This window comes from Mycobacterium lepromatosis, from assembly GCF_000975265.2.
GTDB lineage: Bacteria > Actinomycetota > Actinomycetes > Mycobacteriales > Mycobacteriaceae > Mycobacterium > Mycobacterium lepromatosis.
In genome coordinates this window covers 978,178-999,884 of the sequence record NZ_CP083405.1, presented here as the reverse complement: position 1 = coordinate 999,884, position 21,707 = coordinate 978,178, and the positions used below count along the sequence as shown (strand labels likewise).

Here is a 21,707-nt window from a genome sequence, read left to right as displayed (position 1 = left end):
GTGATCCGGGCAGCCGTTAGGCTGCCCTTCATGACGAGGAGTACGGAAATCCCCGCAAATGCTGCGCCCAATCCGCATGCCACTGCGGAGCAAGTAGCTGCGGCCCGGAAGGACAGCAAGCTCGCCCAGGTGCTCTACCACGACTGGGAAGCTGAGAACTACGACGAAAAGTGGTCGATCTCCTACGACCAGCGCTGCATCGACTACGTGCGGCACTGCTTCGATGCCATCGTGCCCGATGAGGTATTCACCGAACTGCCCTATGATTCCGCCCTGGAACTGGGTTGCGGTACCGGTTTCTTCCTGCTCAACCTGATCCAGTCCGGTGTCGCCCGGCGTGGATCTGTCACCGACCTCTCACCCGGTATGGTCAAGATCGCCACCCGCAACGGGCAGTCGCTTGGATTGGACATCAATGGTCGGGTAGCCGACGCCGAGAGTATCCCGTATGACGACAACACCTTCGAACTGGTGGTGGGGCACGCGGTGCTGCACCACATTCCCGATGTCGAGTTGTCGCTGCGCGAGGTGCTGCGAGTGCTGAAGCCGGGCGGCCGGTTTGTGTTCGCGGGCGAGCCTACCAACGTCGGCAACCGGTACGCCCGTGCGTTTGCGGACCTGACGTGGAAGGCCACCATCCGCGCGGTGCAGTTGCCGGGGTTAAGCTCCTGGCGTCGTACACAGGTCGAGATCGACGATAACTCGCGTGCGGCGGCTTTGGAGTGGGTGGTCGACTTGCACACTTTCGAACCGAAAGTTTTAGAGACGATGGCAATCAATGCCGGCGCTGTGCAGGTTGAGACCGTCACCGAGGAGTTCACTGCCGCGATGCTGGGCTGGCCGCTGCGCACTTTCGAGTCGACGATGCCGCCGGGCAAACTAGGCTGGGGCTGGGCACGTTTCGCATTCACCAGCTGGAAGACCCTTAGCTGGGTAGATGTCAACGTGTGGCGGCGGGTCATACCGAAGAGCTGGTTCTACAACGTGATGATCACCGGGGTCAAACCATCCTGAGTGTTGGCCTGACCTTCAAGCTCGATGATGTCAGCTACCGGCTGGTCGCAATTGCGTGCTGCGATGCTTCGAGACGTCGACGAATTCGAGCTGACCGACACCACCCGGATTGCCGACACCGCTGCGGTACGTGCTTAGGTTCGGTGACCATGTCCCTGTCCTGGTGGGAGATAACGCTGCTGTGCGGCAGCGTCCTCGACAGGCTGGCCGGGTTAGGCGGTATCTCGGCTGGCTATTCACCGACGAGGCATTGCAAATAGGCGACTACTACGCCGGTGGTCCTACACCGGGCGAAACGGCTGGCCGGTCGTGTTGTCCACGATGCGGCCTGCTCTTCGGCGCAGAACTCGCCGCGCTACGCAGCTATGCCATCTGAACGGTGGGTGTGCTCTTCGTCGGCGCGGCACTCACCTGGAGCGTGTTCCGTAATCATCGCGAGTTCAAGGCCTGCACATAGTTGCAGCGGTTCCCGGGATCTGCGATCTCACGTTGTTGTGTGGTGGCCGGGGGTGTTGGTGTTTGTGGCAGGAATTGTTGGTCGGTTTCATAGGTGGCAGGTGAAGTAGTGTTCTGGTGTGCCATCGCTGGCCGATACGGTCGGGAGTTTGGTGGGCTAGCCTAGATCTTGTTGGCGCTGGGTGTTGGGGGCGCTTTCGGGTGCATGCTATGGCTGTGGGGTGTCTGTTTGTTCACCGGCCCTCGGCCAGCCGGTGTGCCCCCGGCTGTGTTGGTGCCGTGTTGGTTTCACAGTTCGTCGATGACCTCGCAGCCGGTGATGACGCGTACGGCGGTGCTCTAGCCTAGGGCAGTACTTGACTTTTTGTGGGGATCGACCGCGGAAGGAAGATAAAAGCCATCCACGGCGTGATCTGGTGACTTGTGCGCGTGGCGGGCTAACACATCACCAGAAAAGCGCAACTGATCCCCGGCCACCCGCCACACCAGACGCACCCCCAGCATCGCCAGCTTCGATGTCGCGGCCGGTGACCAACACCAACTACTCGGCGGCCCTTGCAAGCAGCCCACCTACGCCGCGACCAACCCTAAACCACCAACACAACCCACACCACCGATCCCCACCACATAACCCACCACACCCCTCAACCACACAAAACCAACAACACCCTAGGCTTCAATTACCCCAGCGATGCACCGTTCAATACTGGCTCGCACGGAAGCCAAGACCTAGTCATAAAGGGTTCTCCCGGAATCGATTTCGGCCAGATACGCGGCTTGGATTTCGATGCGGAAATTTAGAGTTGACGTCACACCGCGGTCACCGCGGTTCGGTTCGGGAGGCGTGTCTGTGATCGGCCGAGCTGGCTGATCCGAGTGTGCGCCGCCGAGCCAGCATGCGCGATAGCGCTGAACAGATCACTGACGCGAAGTCCGACCACTGCTCGGTGTTGGCCCTACGGGCGATGGGTCGTCGACCCCGACGGTGTCGTGGTGCGGGGCCTAGGCTGGCAAGTCACTACGGAGCGTGGCACGGACTGTGGCAACTCGACCCCCATGTATTGCCTATCTGTTCGGGGAGCGGTTTTCGCCCATCGTTCGGGGTTTCGAAGTGCTTGAACAGCTGCGGTTAGATGAGCGTTGGCTGTGGCAGGCACTGTCGGTACTGGACTATGGTGCGTTGGAGATCCTGGTTAGCAGGTGTTCAGGTCGACCTTGATACGCTGCGGCTACGCGTCAACCGGTCACTGTCCGTGGTCATCACCCGCATCGGTTCGGGACCCACCAGTAATGCGGTGGCTTTTGCTTGCCGCCTGTCGTGGGTAATACCCGGGTACGCTGGCGGTGGTCACTTTGCGAGGCGACCCGACTTCATGTGGTCTGCGAGGACAATTCGACGATGCGTTATCTGATGGCGGCCGCGGTATTAGCATCTGCGGTTTTGCTGGTCTGGCCGGCGGCCGCAGCGCCGTCATCGTGCGCGAGCTTAGGTGGTGTCCAGACGGCCGAGATGTGTCATGTCTATGCTTCAGGTCCCACGTACACTCTCAACCTGACCTTTCCCGTCGATTATCCCGACCAACAGGCGTTAACCGACTACATCACCCAAAACCGCGATGGGTTCGTCAACGTAGCTCAGGGTTCTGGGGTGCGCGAGTACCCCTACCAAATGGACGCGACGACCGAACAGCACAGCTCCGGTCAACCGCCACACACTACCCGCAGTGTTGTGCTCAAGTTCTTCCAGGACCTCGGTGGTGCACGTCCGTCCACCTGGTACAAGGCGTTTAACTACAACCTCGGGACCGGCCAGCTCATCACCTTCGACACGCTGTTTGCACCTGGTACGATGCCGCTAGACCGCATCTTCCCGGTCGTTCAGCGTGAGCTGGAACGGCAGTACGCGATAGATGCAGCGATATTGCCTTCCATCAGCCTCGACCCGTCTCACTACCAGAACTTTGCTATAACCGACGACCAGCTGATCTTCTACTTCCCCCAAGGTGAGGTGTTGCCGGGCTTTGCCGGTGCCACTCAAGTCCGGGTACCCCGCAGCGCTATCCCACCGCTAGCGATCTGACTAGGTGGGCGCGAAACTGTAGATCTGGCCATCGCTGGTGACGGTTACCACCCGGCGGTTGTTGGCGATCGATACCCCGATGGGATATCCGGTGGCTGCTGGTAGCGGATAGCTGTTGAGGGTGTGGCCGTTGCGTGGATCGAAGGCCAGCAACGACATACCAGGTGTGCCTGCTGTGGGTGGACTGCTGACCACCGTGTAGCCGATGCTGACACCGGCCAGGCTCGACGTCGACAATGGGGTGAGGTCGTCGCGGCGCCAGATTTGCTGGGCGTGGTCACCGGCATCCTTGAACGCGGCTAGGCGAGTGTCGGGGCCGCCGCCGGACACGATCAATCCTTGCGGGGTGACTGCGGGCGGCGTCTGTGCCAGAAATTCCAGTGGCACCGACCATTTCGGTTTACCGTTGGCGGCGTGCAGTGCCCACAGGCGCTGGTCGCGGCCATTAACGTAGACGGTCGATCCGTCGGCGGATAAGACTGGGCTGGCGAGTACACCGGCGCCAATGGCGTCGCTGGTCCATGAACGGGCAAGCAGCGGCGTCTGCCTTGGGTGGTACTTCAGCCCGACCAGCCCTGCGGCTGGTGCGCCTGGCTGCCAGAGGTCGAGCACCACCGTCTGGCTGGCTGGCGAGTAGGCAGGGGCTGCCGCAACCGGGCAGCTCTGTTGAGCTGATACGCAATCGGCCAACCCGCGCGTCGGGTCGGTCGGGTTGACGCCGTCCACCAGGTCCAGTGGACTACCGACCACCATGCCGCGATGCGTGTCGAAAACCAGCACCTGCCCCAGGTGCGTGGTGACGAGCAGTTGGCCGTTGTCGAGAAAGCGGGGGGTGGACGGCATCCCGATCACCGGCTGTCGCCAGCGTGTCCACTGCGTCACTGGGAACGAAAAGATCGTCCCGGGTTCGCCGACATACAGATTGTCGAAGCCGTCGAACAACGGACCGCCGAAGCCGCCACCTTGGACCAACCGAACACACCAACGTTGCCGGCCGTTGTCGTTGTTCTCCCACTCCATCAGCGAACATCCGGCCTGAGTCTGTGCGTTCATCGCGAGATATCCGCGCGCGCTAAGCGCCGGACCGGCCGCCAAACGTCCTTTAACTGACCGTGTCCACTGCAGCGCCAACTTGGTGGAGCCGCTGGTTGCGGTGTAGCTGCTGTTGGATGCGTCGCCGTATTGCGCTGGCCAGCCTTGAGCAGCCGACGCGTCGACCCAAGAGTCGGTGTTACCGCAACTGCCAAGCTCGACCATGAGTGCAGTCGTCAGTGCCGCTGACGACCAACGCCGAAGTCTAGGGAAGAGATGGTGGACACGCACCGTAATTCTTTCGCAGGTTTTCAAATCCTTCATTCAACGTGGGTCCCGTTCGGACGGACCCAGCCGTTCAATCAATGCAGCGATCGAGTAGTACAGGTGAGGGTAGCCCGTTGCGGCTCACGCCCGCGTGATTGGCTTTACCGCCCTCTGGCTAGAAGGTAGGCACGCCCGCCGTTTCGGCGCGCATCGTTGCCGGGCTAAGCTGTCCCGTCATGACGACGATGTGGAGTGCACCGCTTCATCGCCGCTGGCGCGGGTCACGGTTGCGAGATCCGCGCCAGGCCAAGTTCCTCACTTTAGCCTCGCTGAAGTGGGTGTTGGCCAACCGTGCCTATACCCCCTGGTATCTGGTGCGTTATTGGCGGCTACTGAAATTCAAGCTGGCTAACCCACATATCATCACCCGCGGTATGGTGTTTTTGGGTAAGGGTGTGGAGATTCACGCGACGCCCGAACTCGCGCAGCTCGAGATTGGACGCTGGGTGCACATCGGTGACAAGAACACGATCCGTGCGCACGAGGGTTCGTTGCGGTTCGGCGACAAAGTAGTACTGGGCCGGGATAACGTTATCAACTGTTATCTCGACATCGAGCTTGGTGCGTCGGCGTTGATGGCCGACTGGTGTTACGTATGCGACTTTGACCACCGGATGGATGACATCAACATCCCGATCAAGGATCAGGGGATCGTCAAGTCTCCGGTCCGCATTGGGCCGGACACCTGGATGGCTGCGAAGGTGACCGTGTTGCGTGGCACCTCAGTCGGGAGGGGCTGCGTGCTAGGAGCGCATGCTGTGGTTCGTGGGGTAATCCCTGACTATTCGATCGCGGTCGGATCACCGGCCAAGGTGGTCAAGAATCGAAAGTTGTTTTGGGAGCAATCGGCCGCGCAGCGCGCCGAACTGGCTGCTGCATTGGCCGACATCGAACGTAAGAAGGCAGCATACTAAGTCCGTCCGGCTGCTACTTTCGTTACCTGGCAGCGTAGTTGTTGGGTCGGTTCCTTTTAATCTAGGCGCGAAGTGGCCAGAGGAGGATTCACAGCGCAGCATACGCCGTTTAATAGATTGTCGAGGAAGCTAGCCACTCCTACCAGCCACGTGGGTAAGTGAGGAGCAAGCGGAGCTGGAGGAACTGTTTGATGTTGACGGGGTAGGTTCGGTTACCTGGGAGAGCAGGAACTGTGCCCCGTCGCAACCCACAGACGTAAATGACGTGCTTGCCGCCGTTAACCTGATCGATGAACCTCACTTGAGCACCGCCGGGTTCACGCTGGCTAATGTCAGTGACCTCAGCATTGTTGTGAAAGCAAAATATCTGTGCTTTTAATGGTTTACACGGAAAAGCTATTCAAGTTCGGTTTGATCGAACACGTTGGCTTGCAAGAAGCCATGCTGTGAGTCGGATCGCGGTAAAACTGAGCCCGTGTTCGCAAGTCCTTGTCGACAAGCCGAAGGCTCAGCGCTTGCTGCGTTATCGTGGTGAGTTCATTGCTGATGCTCGGGTGTTCGACTATCCACCTTATCTCGTCGTCAAGGTGTACCGCCTTGGATCGTGGGTATGCAATTTCCCACCGTTCGAAGCGCAGACACGATATGCTGTACTAAACTAGTAAGTTTGCCACGGTGAGACCTGTAGGGCAGGCGCTGACGACGGGTACGGGCCAGGGTAACCAGTTCACTTTTACCGCACCACAGCACGTTGAGTGTCTAGGTCGATCGCGGTGTGATCGGCGGCTATGTTGATCTCAACGATATTGTCGTGATCCAGGTATTTGGCCTTGTTGCCCTGCTCCCTTGAAGAAGGCCTTCCGCTTGACCCCGGGCAGCAGTAGAGAACTGATGATTTGCACAGTTTTTGGTGGAGTACAGTGCTCATTGGCGTGCCGGTCAACACCAAATCTCTGTGTTGGAGGTGCTGAAACCGAGTGAGCTCCTTGCAGCGATGAATAAATCATGTCTGGGCGTATTTGGCCGTTGACTTGCAACCGCAGCCGCAGGTCGTTGCTCGTCGCCATCTAGCAGCACCAGTGCTGGGCCCATAGGATTAAACGTCGGATACGATTTGTCCTCGTAGAAATGGGTTTTGATAAGCTGGATGTCGAGAGCAGGCATATCCTTGGTGACTGTCAGACCTGCAACGCAGTCGCACGAGTTCACTGCGGTGACAGTGGTACCGAAGCGCAGCTCCCGGCAGATGACTAAAATGATTTTGACCTCGTAGTCCCGAAACGGAATGTGATCGGGTTTTATGACGTCGGCGAATGGCCCACTGATCGAACCCGACACCTTGCGGAGGAACTTCAAAGGGATTGTCTTCGATTCTATGCCAGAGTCTTTGACGTGTGGTGTGATGTTGGGCATCTGGGCCACAACTCGGCGCGGTGGGGTCACTGGCGAGACAAACTGAAGGTTCTCAACAGACACAGCGTCATTGCCGTCGGCTGCGGCGTTGCTGGCTGCGCAGTCAGTCAGCAATTCACCGGTGCTTGCCGCATAGGTAGCGACTTTGACGGCGCCGCTGGGTGATTTGCACCCACCAGGGGTCAACGGTGCGCAGGATCGAGATGGTCATGACTTGGCTGCTTTCATCAGGACCATCAGCCGGTGGGAATCGAATTCATTGTCGGCGCGCAGCGCGCTGACGATTGACAGTGCTTCGTGTGGTAGGTGTTTGGTACTGGCGCCGAGCTGTTATTCGCAGGCCGTCAAACTATCTAGATCGCACACGTGCGTACTAGGTACAGGCAGTGGTTCGCTGATCCCAACGATAGGGTCAGCGTATGAGGATTACTTGGTGTCACGTCGTGATCGCAGCTGATGAAGCTTCATGAAGGGGTACCGGTTGCGCTGCGAGGGAAAACAGAAAATCGCTGACGATCATTCCCAGGGTGGGGAGGTACCAGTTGAATGTGCGCAGGTATTCAGTGGTTTGCAGCACCAGGTGTCCCAGCTGTTGCACCGTTGTGGGTTGCCCGATTGGTGCTGGGTTGCGTTGACGTACTTAAGTTCATGCCCAAAGTTCAAGGTATGTGGGAGTCTGAATCGGTAAGGGATCGCGTAGTGTGTGTCCGCTACCATGCGGACCGTGAGTCCGCTTGGATTGGTCAGGTTGATGGCCAGGCTGTCCAGGTGTCGGGCCAGGTTGCGTGGCTGGTGTTCGGTAGCTCAGGCTAGGCGGTATCGGCTTCGTGCAGGCACACACTGTCGGGCGTGCTGCGCGGCAGTGGTGAATCCGAATGCCTTGGTGAATGTTTCTTCGGCGCGCTCCAGATCCGGCTTTTTGAACTCGAGTTATGTGGTATCATTCATTTTAATCACGGGTTAGGTTGATCGCCTTGGAGTGCTCAACCGTGAAGGCGTTGCAATTGTTGTGTAAACTGTTGTGTGCGCCTACGTCGTGCATCAAGTGACCCTCCAGGATATTGGAGCTGAAGATATCTTCACTTCAGAATAATTTTTCAGTCAAAGATTGTGAAAAATCCTCATAAATGAGGTAGGTCATTGCCCGAAGGGTTGCCGAAGACGAAGGAGGCATCTGGGGCCGACAAGCCGCCCAATCGCTTTTAAAGGCGCCAGCAGCACACCCGCGCGACACTTATCATCGCTGAGCAAGACTTCATTTTCATTGCCGCGGATATGCCCAACGTGCCAATACAAACATCAGCCAAGCCATCGGTGTCGGCTCATTCTACAACCATTTCGGGAGTAAAGAGGAGCTCTTCGAAGCAGCTATTAACGAAGTCCCCCGATGCGTCCGGGTTTTGTTCGACGCGCTAACGGCGTCGATCGGCGATAGGGCGGAAACATACGTGTTTAGTTTTCGCTTAACTGGACGGATGTTTCATCGGCCGGACAGTCGAATCATTCTCAATCACGGTTTGCGCCTGATTACCACCGGTCGAAGGTTGGCTCCTCGCGCCAAGCGCGACATTGCGGCCGCGACCGCAGCCGGATGATTGCAGGTGATAGACCCGAGACTGGCGATAGCGGTCGCCGCAGAAGTGCTGCTGGTACTCGGCGAACTACTCGAGGATGAACCCGGGCGCGACGAGGTGCAAACTGCAGACCACGTCACAGAAGATTTGTTGAGGATGTTCGGGCTATTCGCCGAGGAGGTGCACAGGTTGTGCAGCATGCCGCTTGGTATCGATGCGCTCGACCAGGAGGTCGTTTGGCAGGTGTCGTAGCGATCAGCGTTGACTCGGCCCGCTTACGTAAATCCCTTGAGCGCGTCGACCAGGCTTTCGGTGGCCGTGACGATCACCGTCAACGCCGAGTGGTCGTGCAGTCCCAGGACACGTTGAATCCTGGCTCAAAGTGTATGCAAACATCGGCGCGTGTGCGTTGGTACCGAAGGTCAGTCCGTCATCGACGAACGACAATCGGGGCCCACGGTGGTCTACTATCGGTAGGGGCCGGTGACATGAGCGTCGCGAACACCAGACGGCGGGGCTTAGACACGAAATGGTCTGTAGCGGGCGACGAATCGACTGTCGTCGGGTTAGCATCACGCTTTGGTTGCCAGGCCGCTAAAATGGTAACCACATGGGAGCGAGGAACAGGTCGTAGCGATAGGGAAAAATGGCCCCGGTGCTGCGGCTTCGTTGGCAGTATTCTAATTTTTCTTGATCGGGCTGTTTTTGCTAAATCACTTAGTATTGTAGCAGGATGCGACGAAGCTATACCCGAAGCCGCTACCCGTACGCTGGATTAGTCCGAGTAATCACACCTGTGGTGGGACCCTAGGTCTTGGGACGGCCTCGACTGGGAACAAGGCCAACAAAATACCCTGAGTGCGAACACGATGCGGGTGTGTCGGGTCGGCTCTTGAGTGGCTTTGGGCTGATTACTCGCTTAGAGCAAGTACACCGTGCCCGCGTCGAACGAGATGGTGACTCATCGCCGGACTCAGTCGACTAAGGTTGCAAAAACTGGCAGCATGAGCACCGCTGGCCAACATCACTCACCAGATTCGCTGGCGTAACAGGTCGCAGAAACACTAAAAAGGAACGTCGGAAGCGTTGTTGATGGCCAAGACAGTCGCTGTCAAGAGGGTAATCCCGCACGCGGTCGAAGCTAGCAGTCCGACGTCGACGCCGGTGGCTTCTCTGAACGTTTGGTCGAAGTTAATGATGCTGTTCCAGCACATCTAGTCGTGGTAACGATGTATTAAAGTGCTGGCTATTAAGCATTTGGACCGCGGAGAACTTGCCCGCAGCCAATTAGTCAACGGCACCGTGCGTTACCATTGCACACAGTTGGGCGAAATTCCATGGCGCCCCGAGCAATGCTGTGGTTACCGTGACAGCCAACCCGGGAGCGACGGTAAGTGGCGCGCTAAGACGCTGGATGTTTATTGAACTGTGTACCGCGAGAGTTACAGTGGACAGCACGGTATCTAGTGAGCACAACAAAGGGATCGCTTTGTGCACGAGCGTCAGAACCGCAACGGTGACGGTATGGGGCGCACTGGAGAACAAAATTGACCGGTCGATCTTCGCCGAGGCAAGTGTCACGGCGAACCTGGCCAGCGCTATCCCGGTGAAAAGATCAGGATGCTCGGAGAACACTGTGACTGCGAAGCCAAACGGCAGCACAGCGATGAGCAGCGCCAGCATTGGTCGGCTTTCGGAACGGCCGAACTTGACTGCCGCCGCTACCGAACCTCCGATGAAAAATGTTGATGAAAGTCAATATAAGATATGCAGGCCAGTGAAGTTAGTGTCTGGCGGGAAACAGGTGCAGTATGTCGCCGCCGAGGCCGCGTTGTATAACGCCCTGCGTGTAGTCGACTGAGTCGTACGAGGGCCAGTACAGGTTGGGTGCGGATACAAGAACGACTAGACCAACCACAGTACCAACAGCAGTGCCATGATCGTGTAGCCGACGTTGCTGGGACGAGTCATTTAGGTTGCCAACACCGCTGGATACTAACCGAAGTGTAACACTGGATCCTGATGCTATGCGGCCGTTTCGGCTCTAACGCGGTATCGACTAGCGATCCGGTAATGCGTGTTCGACGATAGGCAGCCGGGGCTGCGGTTGTCGTTCGCGACGCTTGGCCGCCAGGTATACTTGTGCGGTCTGCTGAGCTACCGTCTGCCAATCGAAATCGGAGGTGAGACGCTCTCGGGCAGCTCGTGCTCGTTGTTGCGCGGCGTCGGGATCGTCGAGCACTGCGCACACCATTGCAGCCAGCCCTGCGATATCGCGGGGCGGACACGAAACCCCGGTCTGTCCGTTGATTACCGCCTCGCCCAAGCCGCCTATGTTCGAGGTAACCAGCGGCGTGCCGACTGCGGCGGCCTCCAGGGCGGCCAGCCCGAACGGCTCATAGTGACTCGGCAGCACTGCGGCGTCGGCCCGCTGCAGCGCTGCCAGCAGTTCATTGTGGTTGAGGTGCCCGACGAACCGGGTTGCTTTGATTACTTTGTATTTACGGGCTTGGTCGACAAGCCAATCCTGCTGGGTTCCCTCTCCAGCGATGGTCAGCGTGGTGCCGGGGTAGCTGCGCCTGATCCGCGGTAGCGCGGCAATGACGTCGTGCACACCTTTCTCGTATTCTAGTCTCCCCACGTAGAGTAGTTCGGCCGGTCCAGTGCGTGCCTGGCGGGCCGCGAAAGGCCAGCGTGCCGGGTCAATACCGTTGCGGATCACCGTGATCTCTGCTAGACCAGGGCCAAACAATTCGGTGATTTCGTTGTCCATCGATGCCGAACATGTAATCAGCGAATCGGATTCACGTACCAGCCACGACTCGACGGCGTGTACCTGACGGCTGAGTGCTCCAGATACCCAGCCAGAATGCCGACCTGCTTCTGTCGCGTGAATCGTGGACACCATTGGCACGTCATAAAATTGGGCGAGCGTTATGGCTGGATGTGCCACCAGCCAGTCGTGCGCGTGTACGACATCGGGACGCCAGGGGAGTTCGCTGCCATGTCTGGTTAAGGACAAGCCAGTGCGGATCATCGCATGGCCCATCGCCAGAGTCCAGGCCATCATGTCGTCACTGAAGGTGAACTCGTGTGGATCCTGTGCGGTCGCGATCACTCGCACACCCTCGTTGATCTCGTCGGAGGTCGGATGCGTACAGGGATCGGTCCCTGAGGGGCGGCGAGACAGAACAACCACGTCGTGGCCGGCCGCGGCCAATGCCGTCGATAGGTGATGGACGTGACGGCCGAGGCCGCCGATCACCACTGGCGGATATTCCCAGGACACTATCAGGATCTTCATGAGCGTTGTCCCCTCCGCTGGCGCGAACGTCCCAAAAATGCCACGCAGAACAGCGTGTTGCTGTATAAACACGCACGTCCGCGGGGAAGACCGGTCCTCACCGGGGCAGCCTTCGGGCGTCCAGGGCACCGAACAGACCGTCGATGCGGTTCCATCCGTCCGCCAGTTGCGCCGCGGTGTCACGTCGGCCCGATGCCAGCGCCTCCGCGATTTCCCATGTGGCGTGGGCATGTAGGTGGGCACGGTACCGGGCGTAGTCGGCGGCTGAGTCCTTGCTCACCATGAATGGCCAGTCACTTGATACGGTGAGCAGCGTCTCGCGCAGGAGCTGGTCGGCGACATGATTGCGAGGGAGAAGTCCGTCCGATGATGTCGTCTGTGCTAGCACTTTATCGACGGTAGTCAGCGCTGTGTCGACCACTTCATTGTTGAGCTGCACCAGATCGGCGACTTTGTCGCCGGCCCATACTTGCCAGTCTTTACCGGACCCCCACGAGCTGGGTGGCAACGTAACCGTATTGCCGACGAACCCGCCCGCCAGGGCGTCGCTAAGTGTGCCCACTTGCACCCCGGCGGTGGGCAAGGCGCGCAGCACCCGCTGCAGCCAGATCGGCCCCTCGTACCACCAATGGCCGAACAACTCAGTATCGAAAGCGGCGACCACGTGAGCGGGCCGCCCGATGCGCTCGGACTCGGCGACGAGTCGGCTGCGGACCACGCCGACAAAGTCGTCGACGTGGGCGTCGACGACTTTGTCGGCGCGCTCGGGATCGTAGGGCGCCTTGGCCGCAGATGACACGTTGCACCCGGTGACTCTGGCCGGCTTGAGACCGGTGAGGTGGTCGTAGGTGTGGAAATCGCGGTAGGCAGCGTGTCCGGGGTAGCCAGATTTCGGCGACCACACCCGGTAACTGACCTGTAAGTCGCGCCCGAACGCGACCACGGTGGTGTCGCCAACCGGTCGGCCCAGTGCGGTATCGCCGTGCATTGACGGACCGTCGACCATGAAGTGAGTGATGCCCGCGGCCGCGTAGTCGTGTTCCATTCCCGGGGCGTAGGCGCATTCCGGCGCCCATATTCCGGTTGGCCGGTGCGCCAGCCGAAGCCACGCGTCATCCAGGCCTTCGCGCAGCGCGAACTCGCGCAGCCGCGGCGCGAGCAGCGGTTGGAATGGGTGGGCTAACGGGCCGCCAAGCAGCTCGACTGTCCCGGCGTCGATTAGGCTACGCAGTAGCGGGCTGCCGCCGTGCCGCCACAGAGTAGCGAAATATTCGAGTGCCCGCTGTGCCTCGACGCACTCGCGAGCCCCGAAGGCCCGCAACGCTTGCGGTGTGCACGACGGCTTCGACTCCGAACCGGACTGCACGCTGGCCGCTTCAGTCGCGCGCAGCCGCCAGTTCGCCAGCCAGTGATGCATACCGTCGAGGCAATAGGGGTCGTCGAGTTGAGCGTTCACCACCGGCGTAACTCCGAGCGTAATCAGCCGGTGCCGATTTTCATCAGCTAAGGTGTGCAACACCTGCAGCAGCGGCAGGTAGGCCGCGGCCCAAGATTGGTAGAGCCATTCCTCACCGACCGGCCAGCGGCCGTGATGGGCCAGCCACGGCAGGTGGGTGTGTAGCACCAGGGTGAACAGACCGGGTACTGGGCTTGCGGAGGTGCTCATCGGCGCACCGCGATCGCGATTAGATCCAGACTTTCATCGACGTCCCGACCATAGCTGGTCGCTGGGCCAGCTGAGGCCTCGATGATGTCGAAGTCGGCAGCGGTAACCGCGGCGACGTCTGTCATCAGTTCGGGCGGCCATGGTGCGTTGCCCACCGCACGTGCGATTTGCGCGTCGATGATGGAGCCGCCGTGGCGGGCATCCATCTCCTGCAGGCGCGGTCCATGAAACAACCCGTACATGGCTACCTCGGAAAAATTCGCGTCGATCAGCAATTGGGTCAACTCGCTGGCGTTCAGCTCACGGGTGTGAAACGGGTTGATCGATGTGGCACGGCCCGGTGAAAAGGTGATTCGGTTCGGGGTGGACACCATCAGTAACCCCGAAGGACGTAGAACTCGGGCGCACTCGCTGACGAACTGGGCCTGATCCCACAGATGTTCGATGACTTGGAAGTTCACCACGACGTCCATCGAAGCGTCGGCCAGCGGCAACTCAGTCAGGTTTGCTTGCATAACCTGCACCCTCGGGTAACGGCTACGGACATGGGCCACTGTGGCCGCGTCGTAGTCCACCGCAACGACCCGATAGGCAACGTCGACGATCAGATCGGCCCCGTAGCCCTCGCCGCAGCCGGCCTCGAGAACCTCACAGCCGCTGCAGCGCGGCGCCAGCCGCTGGTAAACCACCTGATGGCGGCGGAACCAGTAGTTCTCGATATCCAGATCGGGGATGGTGCGTTCACCTGTCAGCGTTAGCATGCCGTGGAATGCGGTGGAGTCGATTGACGATAGGTAGTCAGGTATGCGGTCGGGAACGAATGCGCTCATTGTTAAGGCAGGCTAACCCGAACCGCTCGATTCGCGAACCGCTAGAGCCGTCTGCGCTAACGGTGGTGAGGAGCAGCGGGCAATTGCGCAGATGCGACCCGCTATGGTGTGAGGGAATACCGTACGAAGTTACCGAACAGTAACAGGGCTGTATGGTTGCGAAACGTGTGACCGAGGTCCTGCAGTCGAGGCCTGCGGGACGTCTTCGAGGAGGACGAACCACACCTATGACGAATATCGTGGTCCTGATTAAGCAGGTCCCAGACACCTGGTCAGAGCGCAAGCTGACTGACGGCGATTTCACCCTGGACCGCGAGGCTGCTGACGCGGTGCTAGACGAGATCAACGAGCGCGCCGTAGAAGAGGCGTTGCAGATCCGCGAGAAAGAGGCCGTCGACGGCATCGAGGGGTCGGTGACTGTGTTGACCGCGGGACCAGAGCGTGCCACCGAGGCAATCCGCAAGGCTCTGTCGATGGGGGCTGATAAGGCCGTCCACATTAAGGACGACGGCATGCACGGCTCGGATGTGATCCAAACTGGGTGGGCGCTGGCACGCGCGTTGGGCACTATCGAAGGCACTCAACTGGTCATCGCCGGAAACGAATCCACCGATGGCGTTGGCGGCGTGGTTCCGGCGATTATTGCCGAGTATCTGGGCCTGCCGCAGCTCACCCACTTGCGCAAAATCTCGGTTGAGGGCGGCAAAATCACCGGCGAACGCGAAACGGACGAAGGCGTATTTACCCTTGAGGCCGCACTGCCCGCGGTGGTCAGTGTGAACGAGAAGATCAACGAGCCACGCTTCCCCTCCTTCAAAGGCATTATGGCCGCCAAGAAGAAAGAAATCACAGTGTTGACGTTGGCCGAGATCGGTGTCGAGGCCGACGAGGTCGGGCTGGCCAACGCCGGGTCGACGGTGTTGGTGTCGACGCCCAAGCTGGCCAAAACTGCGGGTGAGAAGGTCACTGATGAGGGCGATGGCGGTAATCAGATCGTGCAATACCTGGTTGCTCAGAAAATCATCTAAGACGAGCGCTACAAACTAATCCCCGAGACGAGAAGAGCGATATTATCAATGGCTGAAGCACTGGTGCTTATCGAGCACGCTGAAGGTGAGTTGAAAAAGGTCAGCGCTGAATTGATCACCGCCGCCCGAACTTTAGGCGAGCCTGCTGCCGTTGTGGTCGGCACGCCGGGAACGGCCGCGCCGCTAGTTGACGGCTTAAAGACGGCTGGCGCTACCAAAATTTACGTCGCCGAGTCCGACGCCGCCGACAAATACTTGATCACGCCGGTGGTCGATGTGCTGGCTGCGTTGGCCGAATCATCGGCTCCAGCCGCTGTGTTGCTGGCCGCCACCGCCGATGGCAAGGAGATCGGCGGCCGGCTGGCGGCTCGGATCGGATCCGGTCTGTTGGTCGATGTCGTGGACGTTCGAGAAGGGGCGGTGGGTGTCCATAGCGTTTTCGGTGGTGTGTTCACTGTAGAGGCACAGGCCAACGGTGACACCCCAGTGATCACGGTACGGGCTGGGGCTGTTGAGGCGCAGCCAGCCGAGGGGGCAGGGGAGCAGGTCAGCGTGGAAGTGCCCGCTCCTGCCGAGAACGCCACCAAGATCACCGCCCGTGAGCCCGCGGTTGTCGACAACCGCCCAGAGCTGACCGAGGCCACCGTCGTGGTGTCTGGCGGCCGCGGTGTTGGCAGTGCGGAGAACTTCAGTGTGGTCGAGGCGCTGGCCGACTCGCTGGGCGCTGCGGTTGGAGCATCGCGTGCCGCGGTGGATTCCGGCTACTATCCGGGTCAGTTCCAGGTAGGCCAGACCGGCAAGACCGTGTCGCCCCAGCTCTACATAGCGCTGGGTATCTCCGGGGCGATCCAGCACCGGGCGGGCATGCAGACCTCGAAGACTATCGTTGCGGTCAACAAGGACGGGGAAGCGCCGATCTTCGAGATCGCGGACTTCGGTGTCGTTGGTGACTTGCTTAAGGTAGCGCCACAGCTGACCGACGGGATCAAGGCTCGTAAGAACTAGGTTTTTTCGCGCGAGCCTGTGGTGGTGCGCATCCTCCACATGCGTGCCATCGGGAACCATGGCACAATCGGTAAATGCAATACCGCATGTGGTACCGCATTCGAAAGTCGCCTATTCGTGCGGTACAAAGTGACATTTTTTCACGACATTTTGTTATACAACGTGCACTGTTACGTCACAGGACTGATGTCGATTAGCTTATGATTATAGTCATCTTGTTGGTATGAGTATTGCTTTTGCCCTGGCAGATACCCAGCGAGAAGCCCCATAGCACGGCGACAAGTTCGTCTGTCAGGTCGCGTTATTCTCTGTTGCTGTCCACCCCCGAACCCACTCTCGTTGAAGCTGCGTATAGCGGCTCCGCTACGATGTGATCAATAATACGCCCGGCTTTGCTGTGCCGGCGGGCGAACTCTGAGCTAAGGTGGGGTGCACCTGGATGTCGAACTGTTCGACCAGTTTTGTGCCCACCTGGTGATGTGCGACGACCACACCGGCGATCTGGTGGGGTTGTTATCGAATGCTATCCCCGCAGGGTACCATTGTGGCAAGAGGCCTTTATGCCTTGACGGAATTCGATATTCGTTCATTCGATTAGTTGCGGTCGTCGTTGGTCGAGATGGGCTGCGCCGTGGTATGCGTAAGGTCACCGCAACGGTAGCGTGGTGATGCTGATGTGAGCCGGGCATTCTGGCTTATCTGGATCGATATGGCATACAATCACAGTTCCGTTTGTGCGTCGGTCCCGATCGCAGGTTATGGGGATGGTTCGGGCGATTATGCTTCACCTAGACTGATATGTGGCGTTCGTTACTTTTTGTTGCGGCGTCATGCGGTCTCGCCGCAGCATCGAGTGTACCTCGTAGCGCCCAGTGCACGTGGAGGGCATGGGCGTCGACGATATTCCGCTGCCGCAACGGCCAGAGTTCCGCCAGCTGATGCATGGCTACCTGTGCCTGGGAGCACGGGTCTGCGGGGAGCCGGCGTACAACTCGGACTTTGGTTCGGGGGATTTCTGCGTACTGCTGGACAAAGTGGTACGCCGAAAACCACTATACTTTAGCGACTGGTCGGTTTCGGCGGCCGCAGAGATGGCTGGCGCGAAGATCAGCGGAGCGACCCAGTAAAATCAGTTTACAGAACACTCCCGTGGTCAGTGGGCATGCTTGGCGGCTGCGGACATCGTGCGATATCAACCGTGTGCGCAGGGATAAAACGCTGCTGGGTTGGACGCACGCGCAACGCGCATATTGCCGGTTGGTGCTGCGCTGCTTCGGCGTCCGAATCACTATGTTGGGCAACCCGATTTGCAACCTGGGCGGAGTCCTCGTAATCAGCAGCCACATTTTTAGCTGGATGTCTTCGCTATCGGCTCTATGTCCGGGGTCTTTCGTCGCCCGTGCCGATATGGCCAGCGGGCCAGCCATTGCGATCGTAGCGCGCATTCTGAATATCATCCCGATCGAGTGGTTCAGGTTGCGGCGGCTGCCTAAGGTCGTCCGGTACCGTCGTCCGTCGGCTACGCACCGGTCAAACCATGGTGGTGTTTCTTGAAGGCAACTACCTGGTGCGGCCTCGCCACGTCATAGCACCGATGGCGTGGGTTCTTCTGTCCAGCAATGTTGCCGCCGTGATCGATACCGGTCGTCCAGTGCAGCCAATTTGACTGATGTATCACCATATCGACATCGACGAGAGCGTATCGACCTATGCTGGTCTTTGTCGGTGACGATACATTTTTGCGGTCAATCCGCCGACTGCCCACCGTGCGTCGCACGCTGGCCTAGATGCGTGTCGAATTTCTGCAGCTGCCGGGTATCGTATTGGCGGGCCCTGGCCCGTCGCTGTCAGTTCGCGGTGCTACTGGGGGTAGGCAGTATATTGGTGCGGACCCTCGACATGTCGGGGCTGGAAGTGAACAACAGGCTCTCTTGTCCGGCAGGCTCTGATCCGCCGGTATCCTAGGGCACGTCATGGTCTACTTGGATCACGCTGCTACTACCCCGATGCACCCCGCCGCCGTCGAGGCGATGACGACCGTGCTCGGCACTGTCGGCAACGCGTCCTCGCTGCATACCAGTGGGCGAGCGGCGCGGCGGAGGATCGAGGAATCTCGCGAGCTGATCGCCGACAAACTTGCTGCGCGCCCGTCCGAGGTGATTTTCACCGCGGGCGGCACCGAGAGCGACAACTTGGCCGTCAAAGGCATCTATTGGGCGCGTCGCGATGCACAGCCGCGCCACCGACGCATCGTCACCACCGAGGTGGAACACCACGCCGTGTTGGACTCGGTGAACTGGCTGGTCGAACACGAAGGTGCGGAGATTACGTGGTTGCCCACCGCTGCCGACGGCTCGGTATCGGCGTTCGAGCTTCGGGAGGCGTTACAGCGACACAACGACGTCGCGCTCGTGTCGGTGATGTGGGCCAATAACGAAGTCGGCACGGTCATGCCGATTGCTGAACTGGCCGCCGTCGCTGCTGAGTTCGGTGTGCCGATGCACAGCGATGCGATCCAAGCGGTGGGACAGCTGCCGCTTGAGTTCGGTGCTAGTGGGCTAGCGGCGATAAGTGTCGCTGCGCATAAATTTGGTGGCCCGCCTGGTGCGGGTGTGTTGCTGCTACGCCGTGACGTCAGCTGTGTGCCGTTGTTGCATGGCGGTGGACAGGAGCGCGATATTCGTTCCGGTACAATCGATGTCGCCAGTGTTGTTGGAATGGCAGCGGCGGCACAGACCGCGGTGGACGGATTGGAGATCAACAGTATCCGGTTGCAGGTGTTGCGTGACCGCCTGATTGAAGGTGTGCTGGCCACAATTGATGACGTTGCGCTCAACGGTGCCTGCGATCGGATGCGCCTTCCAGGAAACGCGCACTTCATCTTCCGTGGTTGCGAAGGTGATGTGCTATTGATGCTGTTGGACGCCAAAGGAATCGAATGCTCGACTGGATCGGCTTGCACCGCCGGTGTTCCGCAGCCTTCGCACGTATTGATCGCGATGGGCGCCGACCCGGCTAGTGCACGCGGATCGCTTCGTCTTTCGTTGGGGCACACAAATGTTGAGGGCGACGTTGATGAGGTGCTGCGAGTGCTGCCGGGGGTGGTGGATCGCGCCCGTCGAGCATCGCTGGCCGCGGCAGGGGCCGGGGGTGTTGGGGTGTGAAAGTTCTCGCTGCGATGAGCGGTGGTGTCGACTCGTCGGTCGCTGCTGCCCGGATGGTCGACGCCGGACACGATGTGGTGGGTGTGCACCTGGCGCTGTCTACCGTTCCCGGTACGCTGCGTACCGGGTCACGGGGCTGCTGTTCGAAAGAAGACGTGTCAGATGCGCGCCGTGTCGCCGATGTGCTTGGGATCCCTTTTTATGTTTGGGATTTCGCCGAGAAGTTCCAAGAAGATGTTATCGATAATTTTGTGTCCGCGTATGCTCGCGGGGAAACCCCTAACCCCTGTGTGCAGTGCAATCAGCGGATCAAGTTCTCGGCGCTTTCTGTCAGAGCCTTAATGTTGGGCTTCGATACGGTGGTCACTGGCCACTACGCGCGGCTGTCCGGTGGGCGGCTACGTCGTGCTGTCGACCGGGGTAAGGATCAATCCTATGTGCTGGCGGTATTGACCGCTCAACAGTTGCGCCACGCCGTGTTTCCTATCGGTGACACTCTCAAGCTGCAGGTTCGTGCGGAGGCCGCCCGCCGCGGCTTACTAGTCGCTGATAAGCCTGACAGTCACGGCATCTGCTTCATCCCGTCCGGGAGCACCCGTGCTTTTCTGGGTGAATGCATTGGGATGCGTCGCGGCAGTGTGGTTGACGCGGATGGCACGGTGCTTGCTGAGCATGACGGAGTGCACGGTTTCACCGTAGGCCAACGCAAGGGTTTGGGCATCGTCGGGCCAGGACCGGATGGCCGTCCGCGCTATGTGACGGCGATTGACGCTGACACCGCGACCGTGTATGTGGGTGACGCGGCCGACCTCGATGTGCATGCGCTGATCGGACGGGCGCCGGTCTTCACTGGGGGAGCCGCGCCGTTGGGTCCTGTTGAGTGCGTGGTTCAGATTCGTGCGCACGGTGAAACTGCCGGTGCGGTCGTTGAGTTGATTGGTAACGAGCTTTTTGTGAGGTTGTGCGAACCGCTGCGCGGTGTGGCGCGCGGCCAGATGTTGGTGCTGTACCGCTCGGATCCGGACGGGGACGAGGTGCTCGGCAGCGCCACTATTGCCAGCATGTCGGCGTGATAGCTGGCAAAGCGATTTTGGGGTGAAACCCGCCAATGCGGTGGCTGCATGGTCTGTTACGAGTTTTGCGTGCGGTTATGTGAATCGCCGCGGTCAGAGACTGGTGCTGTACTGTTTGACCTTTGACGGACACGAAGTCGATGGATGGTGGGATTTTTTGGGGGAGGCGACATGGGAATGGATCGCCTGCGGCGGCTGACCCGGTGTCGGTGCGGACTGCAGTTCGGTTGAGCGTTTCGGGTAACGTGCATGTTCGCGTGGCCACCACCATGAGCGCCTATGAAGCGGTCTCGGGTATAGCGTTGGGACCACCGGCTGCGCCAGCCACTGCTGGACTCCCGTGGTGGCGGACCCAGCGCCCTTAGTGACCAATGTCGCACACTGGGGACCTCCCAATCATAATTTGTAATATTGACTGAGTGGCATTATCACGCGATTTTTCTAATCGATATATGCAGCTGTCGGCTCCACGATCGTAATCGCGCTCGTCGTGATAATCTTGACTTCTCCGTTACTGATAGTTGCCGTCCCATTCGTAATTTGTGCTGGCCAGCTCCGTGATTTGATCCTCGACTGCGTTGTCAATCGGTATCAGGGGGCGGCTGCCTCGCGGACCAGTCGAGGTACAGGGAGCCTTGTGAAGCTGGCGAATATCCAGTACATGTACAGTGTCGTCTTATATCTAGCGTGCTCTGCGGTATCATCGGACAGGAGGTTGGTCTTGGCTGTGGCGGCCGGCTTTTATGAGTATCTCGTCGTCAGTGGTGGCTTTTGACCAGGGTTTTGGCTTGTGGGGCTTTGCGTAGCTGCGCGCGCGGCTAGGCTGA

Annotated in this window: 19 protein-coding genes and 4 pseudogenes; 15 read left to right on the top strand and 8 right to left on the bottom strand. The window is 59.4% G+C overall.

The features are described from left to right. The first annotated feature begins 30 nt into the window (after nt 1-30). The 3 genes from MLPF_RS04670 to MLPF_RS04660 all read left to right on the top strand — a co-directional run bounded on the left by MLPF_RS04670 (nt 31) and on the right by MLPF_RS04660 (nt 1,813). The gene (locus MLPF_RS04670; protein ID WP_045843368.1) at nt 31-1,014 is read left to right on the top strand and encodes a class I SAM-dependent methyltransferase; all 984 of its coding nucleotides are present in this window, start codon (nt 31-33) and stop codon (nt 1,012-1,014) included. Between the two features lie 130 nt (nt 1,015-1,144). Beyond that, nucleotides 1,145-1,390 carry a hypothetical protein gene (locus MLPF_RS04665; protein ID WP_045843355.1) on the top strand — a complete coding sequence of 82 codons (246 nt, stop codon included), beginning with the start codon at nt 1,145-1,147 and terminating at the stop codon, nt 1,388-1,390. A 252-nt stretch (nt 1,391-1,642) separates the two neighbouring features. Beyond that, nucleotides 1,643-1,813 carry a hypothetical protein gene (locus MLPF_RS04660; protein WP_237817104.1) on the top strand — a complete coding sequence of 57 codons (171 nt, stop codon included), beginning with the start codon at nt 1,643-1,645 and terminating at the stop codon, nt 1,811-1,813. On the opposite strand, the gene MLPF_RS04655 is transcribed toward MLPF_RS04660, so the two are convergent. Further along, complete coding sequence (locus tag MLPF_RS04655; RefSeq protein WP_237817102.1) at nt 1,810-2,040, bottom strand: hypothetical protein; 231 nt, start codon at nt 2,038-2,040, stop codon at nt 1,810-1,812. The two genes, MLPF_RS04660 and MLPF_RS04655, sit on opposite strands and share 4 nt — an antisense overlap. Before the next feature lie 457 nt (nt 2,041-2,497). On the opposite strand from MLPF_RS04655, the gene MLPF_RS04650 reads away from it, so the two are divergent. After that, nucleotides 2,498-2,689, top strand: a complete 192-nt coding sequence (locus tag MLPF_RS04650; protein WP_050039200.1) for a hypothetical protein — start codon at nt 2,498-2,500, stop codon at nt 2,687-2,689. Between the two features lie 180 nt (nt 2,690-2,869). After that, on the top strand, nt 2,870-3,550 hold the full coding sequence (locus tag MLPF_RS04645) for an esterase (protein WP_045843348.1): 681 nt from the start codon (nt 2,870-2,872) through the stop codon (nt 3,548-3,550). Here the strand turns inward: MLPF_RS04645 and MLPF_RS04640 are convergent, their stop codons facing one another. Next, entirely contained in the window at nt 3,551-4,807 is a 1,257-nt protein-coding gene (locus MLPF_RS04640) for an outer membrane protein assembly factor BamB (protein ID WP_236685087.1), read from the bottom strand. Nucleotides 4,808-5,085: 278 nt separating this feature from the next. Between MLPF_RS04640 and MLPF_RS04635 the strand changes: the two genes are divergently transcribed. Continuing rightward, a complete protein-coding gene (locus MLPF_RS04635; protein ID WP_045843347.1) occupies nt 5,086-5,823 on the top strand; it encodes an acyltransferase in 738 nt (245 codons plus the stop codon). A gap of 446 nt (nt 5,824-6,269) precedes the next feature. Then, the gene (locus MLPF_RS04630; RefSeq protein ID WP_045843346.1) at nt 6,270-6,485 is read left to right on the top strand and encodes a hypothetical protein; all 216 of its coding nucleotides are present in this window, start codon (nt 6,270-6,272) and stop codon (nt 6,483-6,485) included. A gap of 71 nt (nt 6,486-6,556) precedes the next feature. On the opposite strand, the pseudogene MLPF_RS04625 reads toward MLPF_RS04630, so the two are convergent. Next, nucleotides 6,557-7,447, bottom strand: a pseudogene (locus tag MLPF_RS04625) (fumarylacetoacetate hydrolase family protein). Between the two features lie 335 nt (nt 7,448-7,782). On the opposite strand from MLPF_RS04625, the gene MLPF_RS04620 reads away from it, so the two are divergent. Both MLPF_RS04620 and MLPF_RS04615 read left to right on the top strand, forming a co-directional pair. Next, nucleotides 7,783-8,049, top strand: a complete 267-nt coding sequence (locus MLPF_RS04620) for a hypothetical protein (RefSeq protein ID WP_156147159.1) — start codon at nt 7,783-7,785, stop codon at nt 8,047-8,049. Nucleotides 8,050-8,388: 339 nt separating this feature from the next. After that, nucleotides 8,389-9,062: pseudogene (locus MLPF_RS04615) on the top strand (TetR/AcrR family transcriptional regulator). An 812-nt stretch (nt 9,063-9,874) separates the two neighbouring features. Here MLPF_RS04615 and MLPF_RS04610 read toward each other — a convergent pair. The 5 genes from MLPF_RS04610 to MLPF_RS04590 all read right to left on the bottom strand — a co-directional run bounded on the left by MLPF_RS04610 (nt 9,875) and on the right by MLPF_RS04590 (nt 14,610). Continuing rightward, nucleotides 9,875-10,024 carry a hypothetical protein gene (locus MLPF_RS04610; RefSeq protein WP_156147158.1) on the bottom strand — a complete coding sequence of 50 codons (150 nt, stop codon included), beginning with the start codon at nt 10,022-10,024 and terminating at the stop codon, nt 9,875-9,877. A 73-nt stretch (nt 10,025-10,097) separates the two neighbouring features. Beyond that, nucleotides 10,098-10,493, bottom strand: coding sequence for a hypothetical protein (locus MLPF_RS04605; RefSeq protein ID WP_045843344.1), 396 nt, complete (start codon nt 10,491-10,493; stop codon nt 10,098-10,100). Between the two features lie 376 nt (nt 10,494-10,869). Beyond that, nucleotides 10,870-12,114, bottom strand: a complete 1,245-nt coding sequence (locus tag MLPF_RS04600) for a glycosyltransferase family 4 protein (RefSeq protein ID WP_045843343.1) — start codon at nt 12,112-12,114, stop codon at nt 10,870-10,872. A 97-nt stretch (nt 12,115-12,211) separates the two neighbouring features. After that, the gene (locus MLPF_RS04595; RefSeq protein ID WP_045843342.1) at nt 12,212-13,780 is read right to left on the bottom strand and encodes a 1,4-alpha-glucan branching protein domain-containing protein; all 1,569 of its coding nucleotides are present in this window, start codon (nt 13,778-13,780) and stop codon (nt 12,212-12,214) included. Then, entirely contained in the window at nt 13,777-14,610 is an 834-nt protein-coding gene (locus tag MLPF_RS04590) for a class I SAM-dependent methyltransferase (RefSeq protein WP_045843341.1), read from the bottom strand. The genes MLPF_RS04595 and MLPF_RS04590 overlap by 4 nt, the downstream gene beginning before the upstream one ends. Before the next feature lie 227 nt (nt 14,611-14,837). Here MLPF_RS04590 and MLPF_RS04585 point away from each other — a divergent pair, with 227 nt between their 5' ends. The 6 genes and pseudogenes from MLPF_RS04585 (at nt 14,838) to mnmA (ending at nt 20,880) form a co-directional block, all read left to right on the top strand. After that, on the top strand, nt 14,838-15,638 hold the full coding sequence (locus MLPF_RS04585; protein WP_045843340.1) for an electron transfer flavoprotein subunit beta/FixA family protein: 801 nt from the start codon (nt 14,838-14,840) through the stop codon (nt 15,636-15,638). Between the two features lie 48 nt (nt 15,639-15,686). Continuing rightward, complete coding sequence (locus tag MLPF_RS04580) at nt 15,687-16,643, top strand: electron transfer flavoprotein subunit alpha/FixB family protein (RefSeq protein ID WP_045843339.1); 957 nt, start codon at nt 15,687-15,689, stop codon at nt 16,641-16,643. A gap of 230 nt (nt 16,644-16,873) precedes the next feature. Further along, a pseudogene (locus MLPF_RS04575) lies at nt 16,874-17,770 on the top strand (GNAT family N-acetyltransferase). 46 nt (nt 17,771-17,816) lie between these two features. Further along, nucleotides 17,817-18,608: pseudogene (locus MLPF_RS04570) on the top strand (lysophospholipid acyltransferase family protein). Nucleotides 18,609-18,616: 8 nt separating this feature from the next. Beyond that, entirely contained in the window at nt 18,617-19,807 is a 1,191-nt protein-coding gene (locus MLPF_RS04565; RefSeq protein ID WP_045843338.1) for a cysteine desulfurase family protein, read from the top strand. Next, nucleotides 19,804-20,880, top strand: a complete 1,077-nt coding sequence (gene mnmA, locus MLPF_RS04560; protein ID WP_045843337.1) for a tRNA 2-thiouridine(34) synthase MnmA — start codon at nt 19,804-19,806, stop codon at nt 20,878-20,880. The genes MLPF_RS04565 and mnmA overlap by 4 nt, the downstream gene beginning before the upstream one ends. Nucleotides 20,881-21,707: the final 827 nt, after the last annotated feature.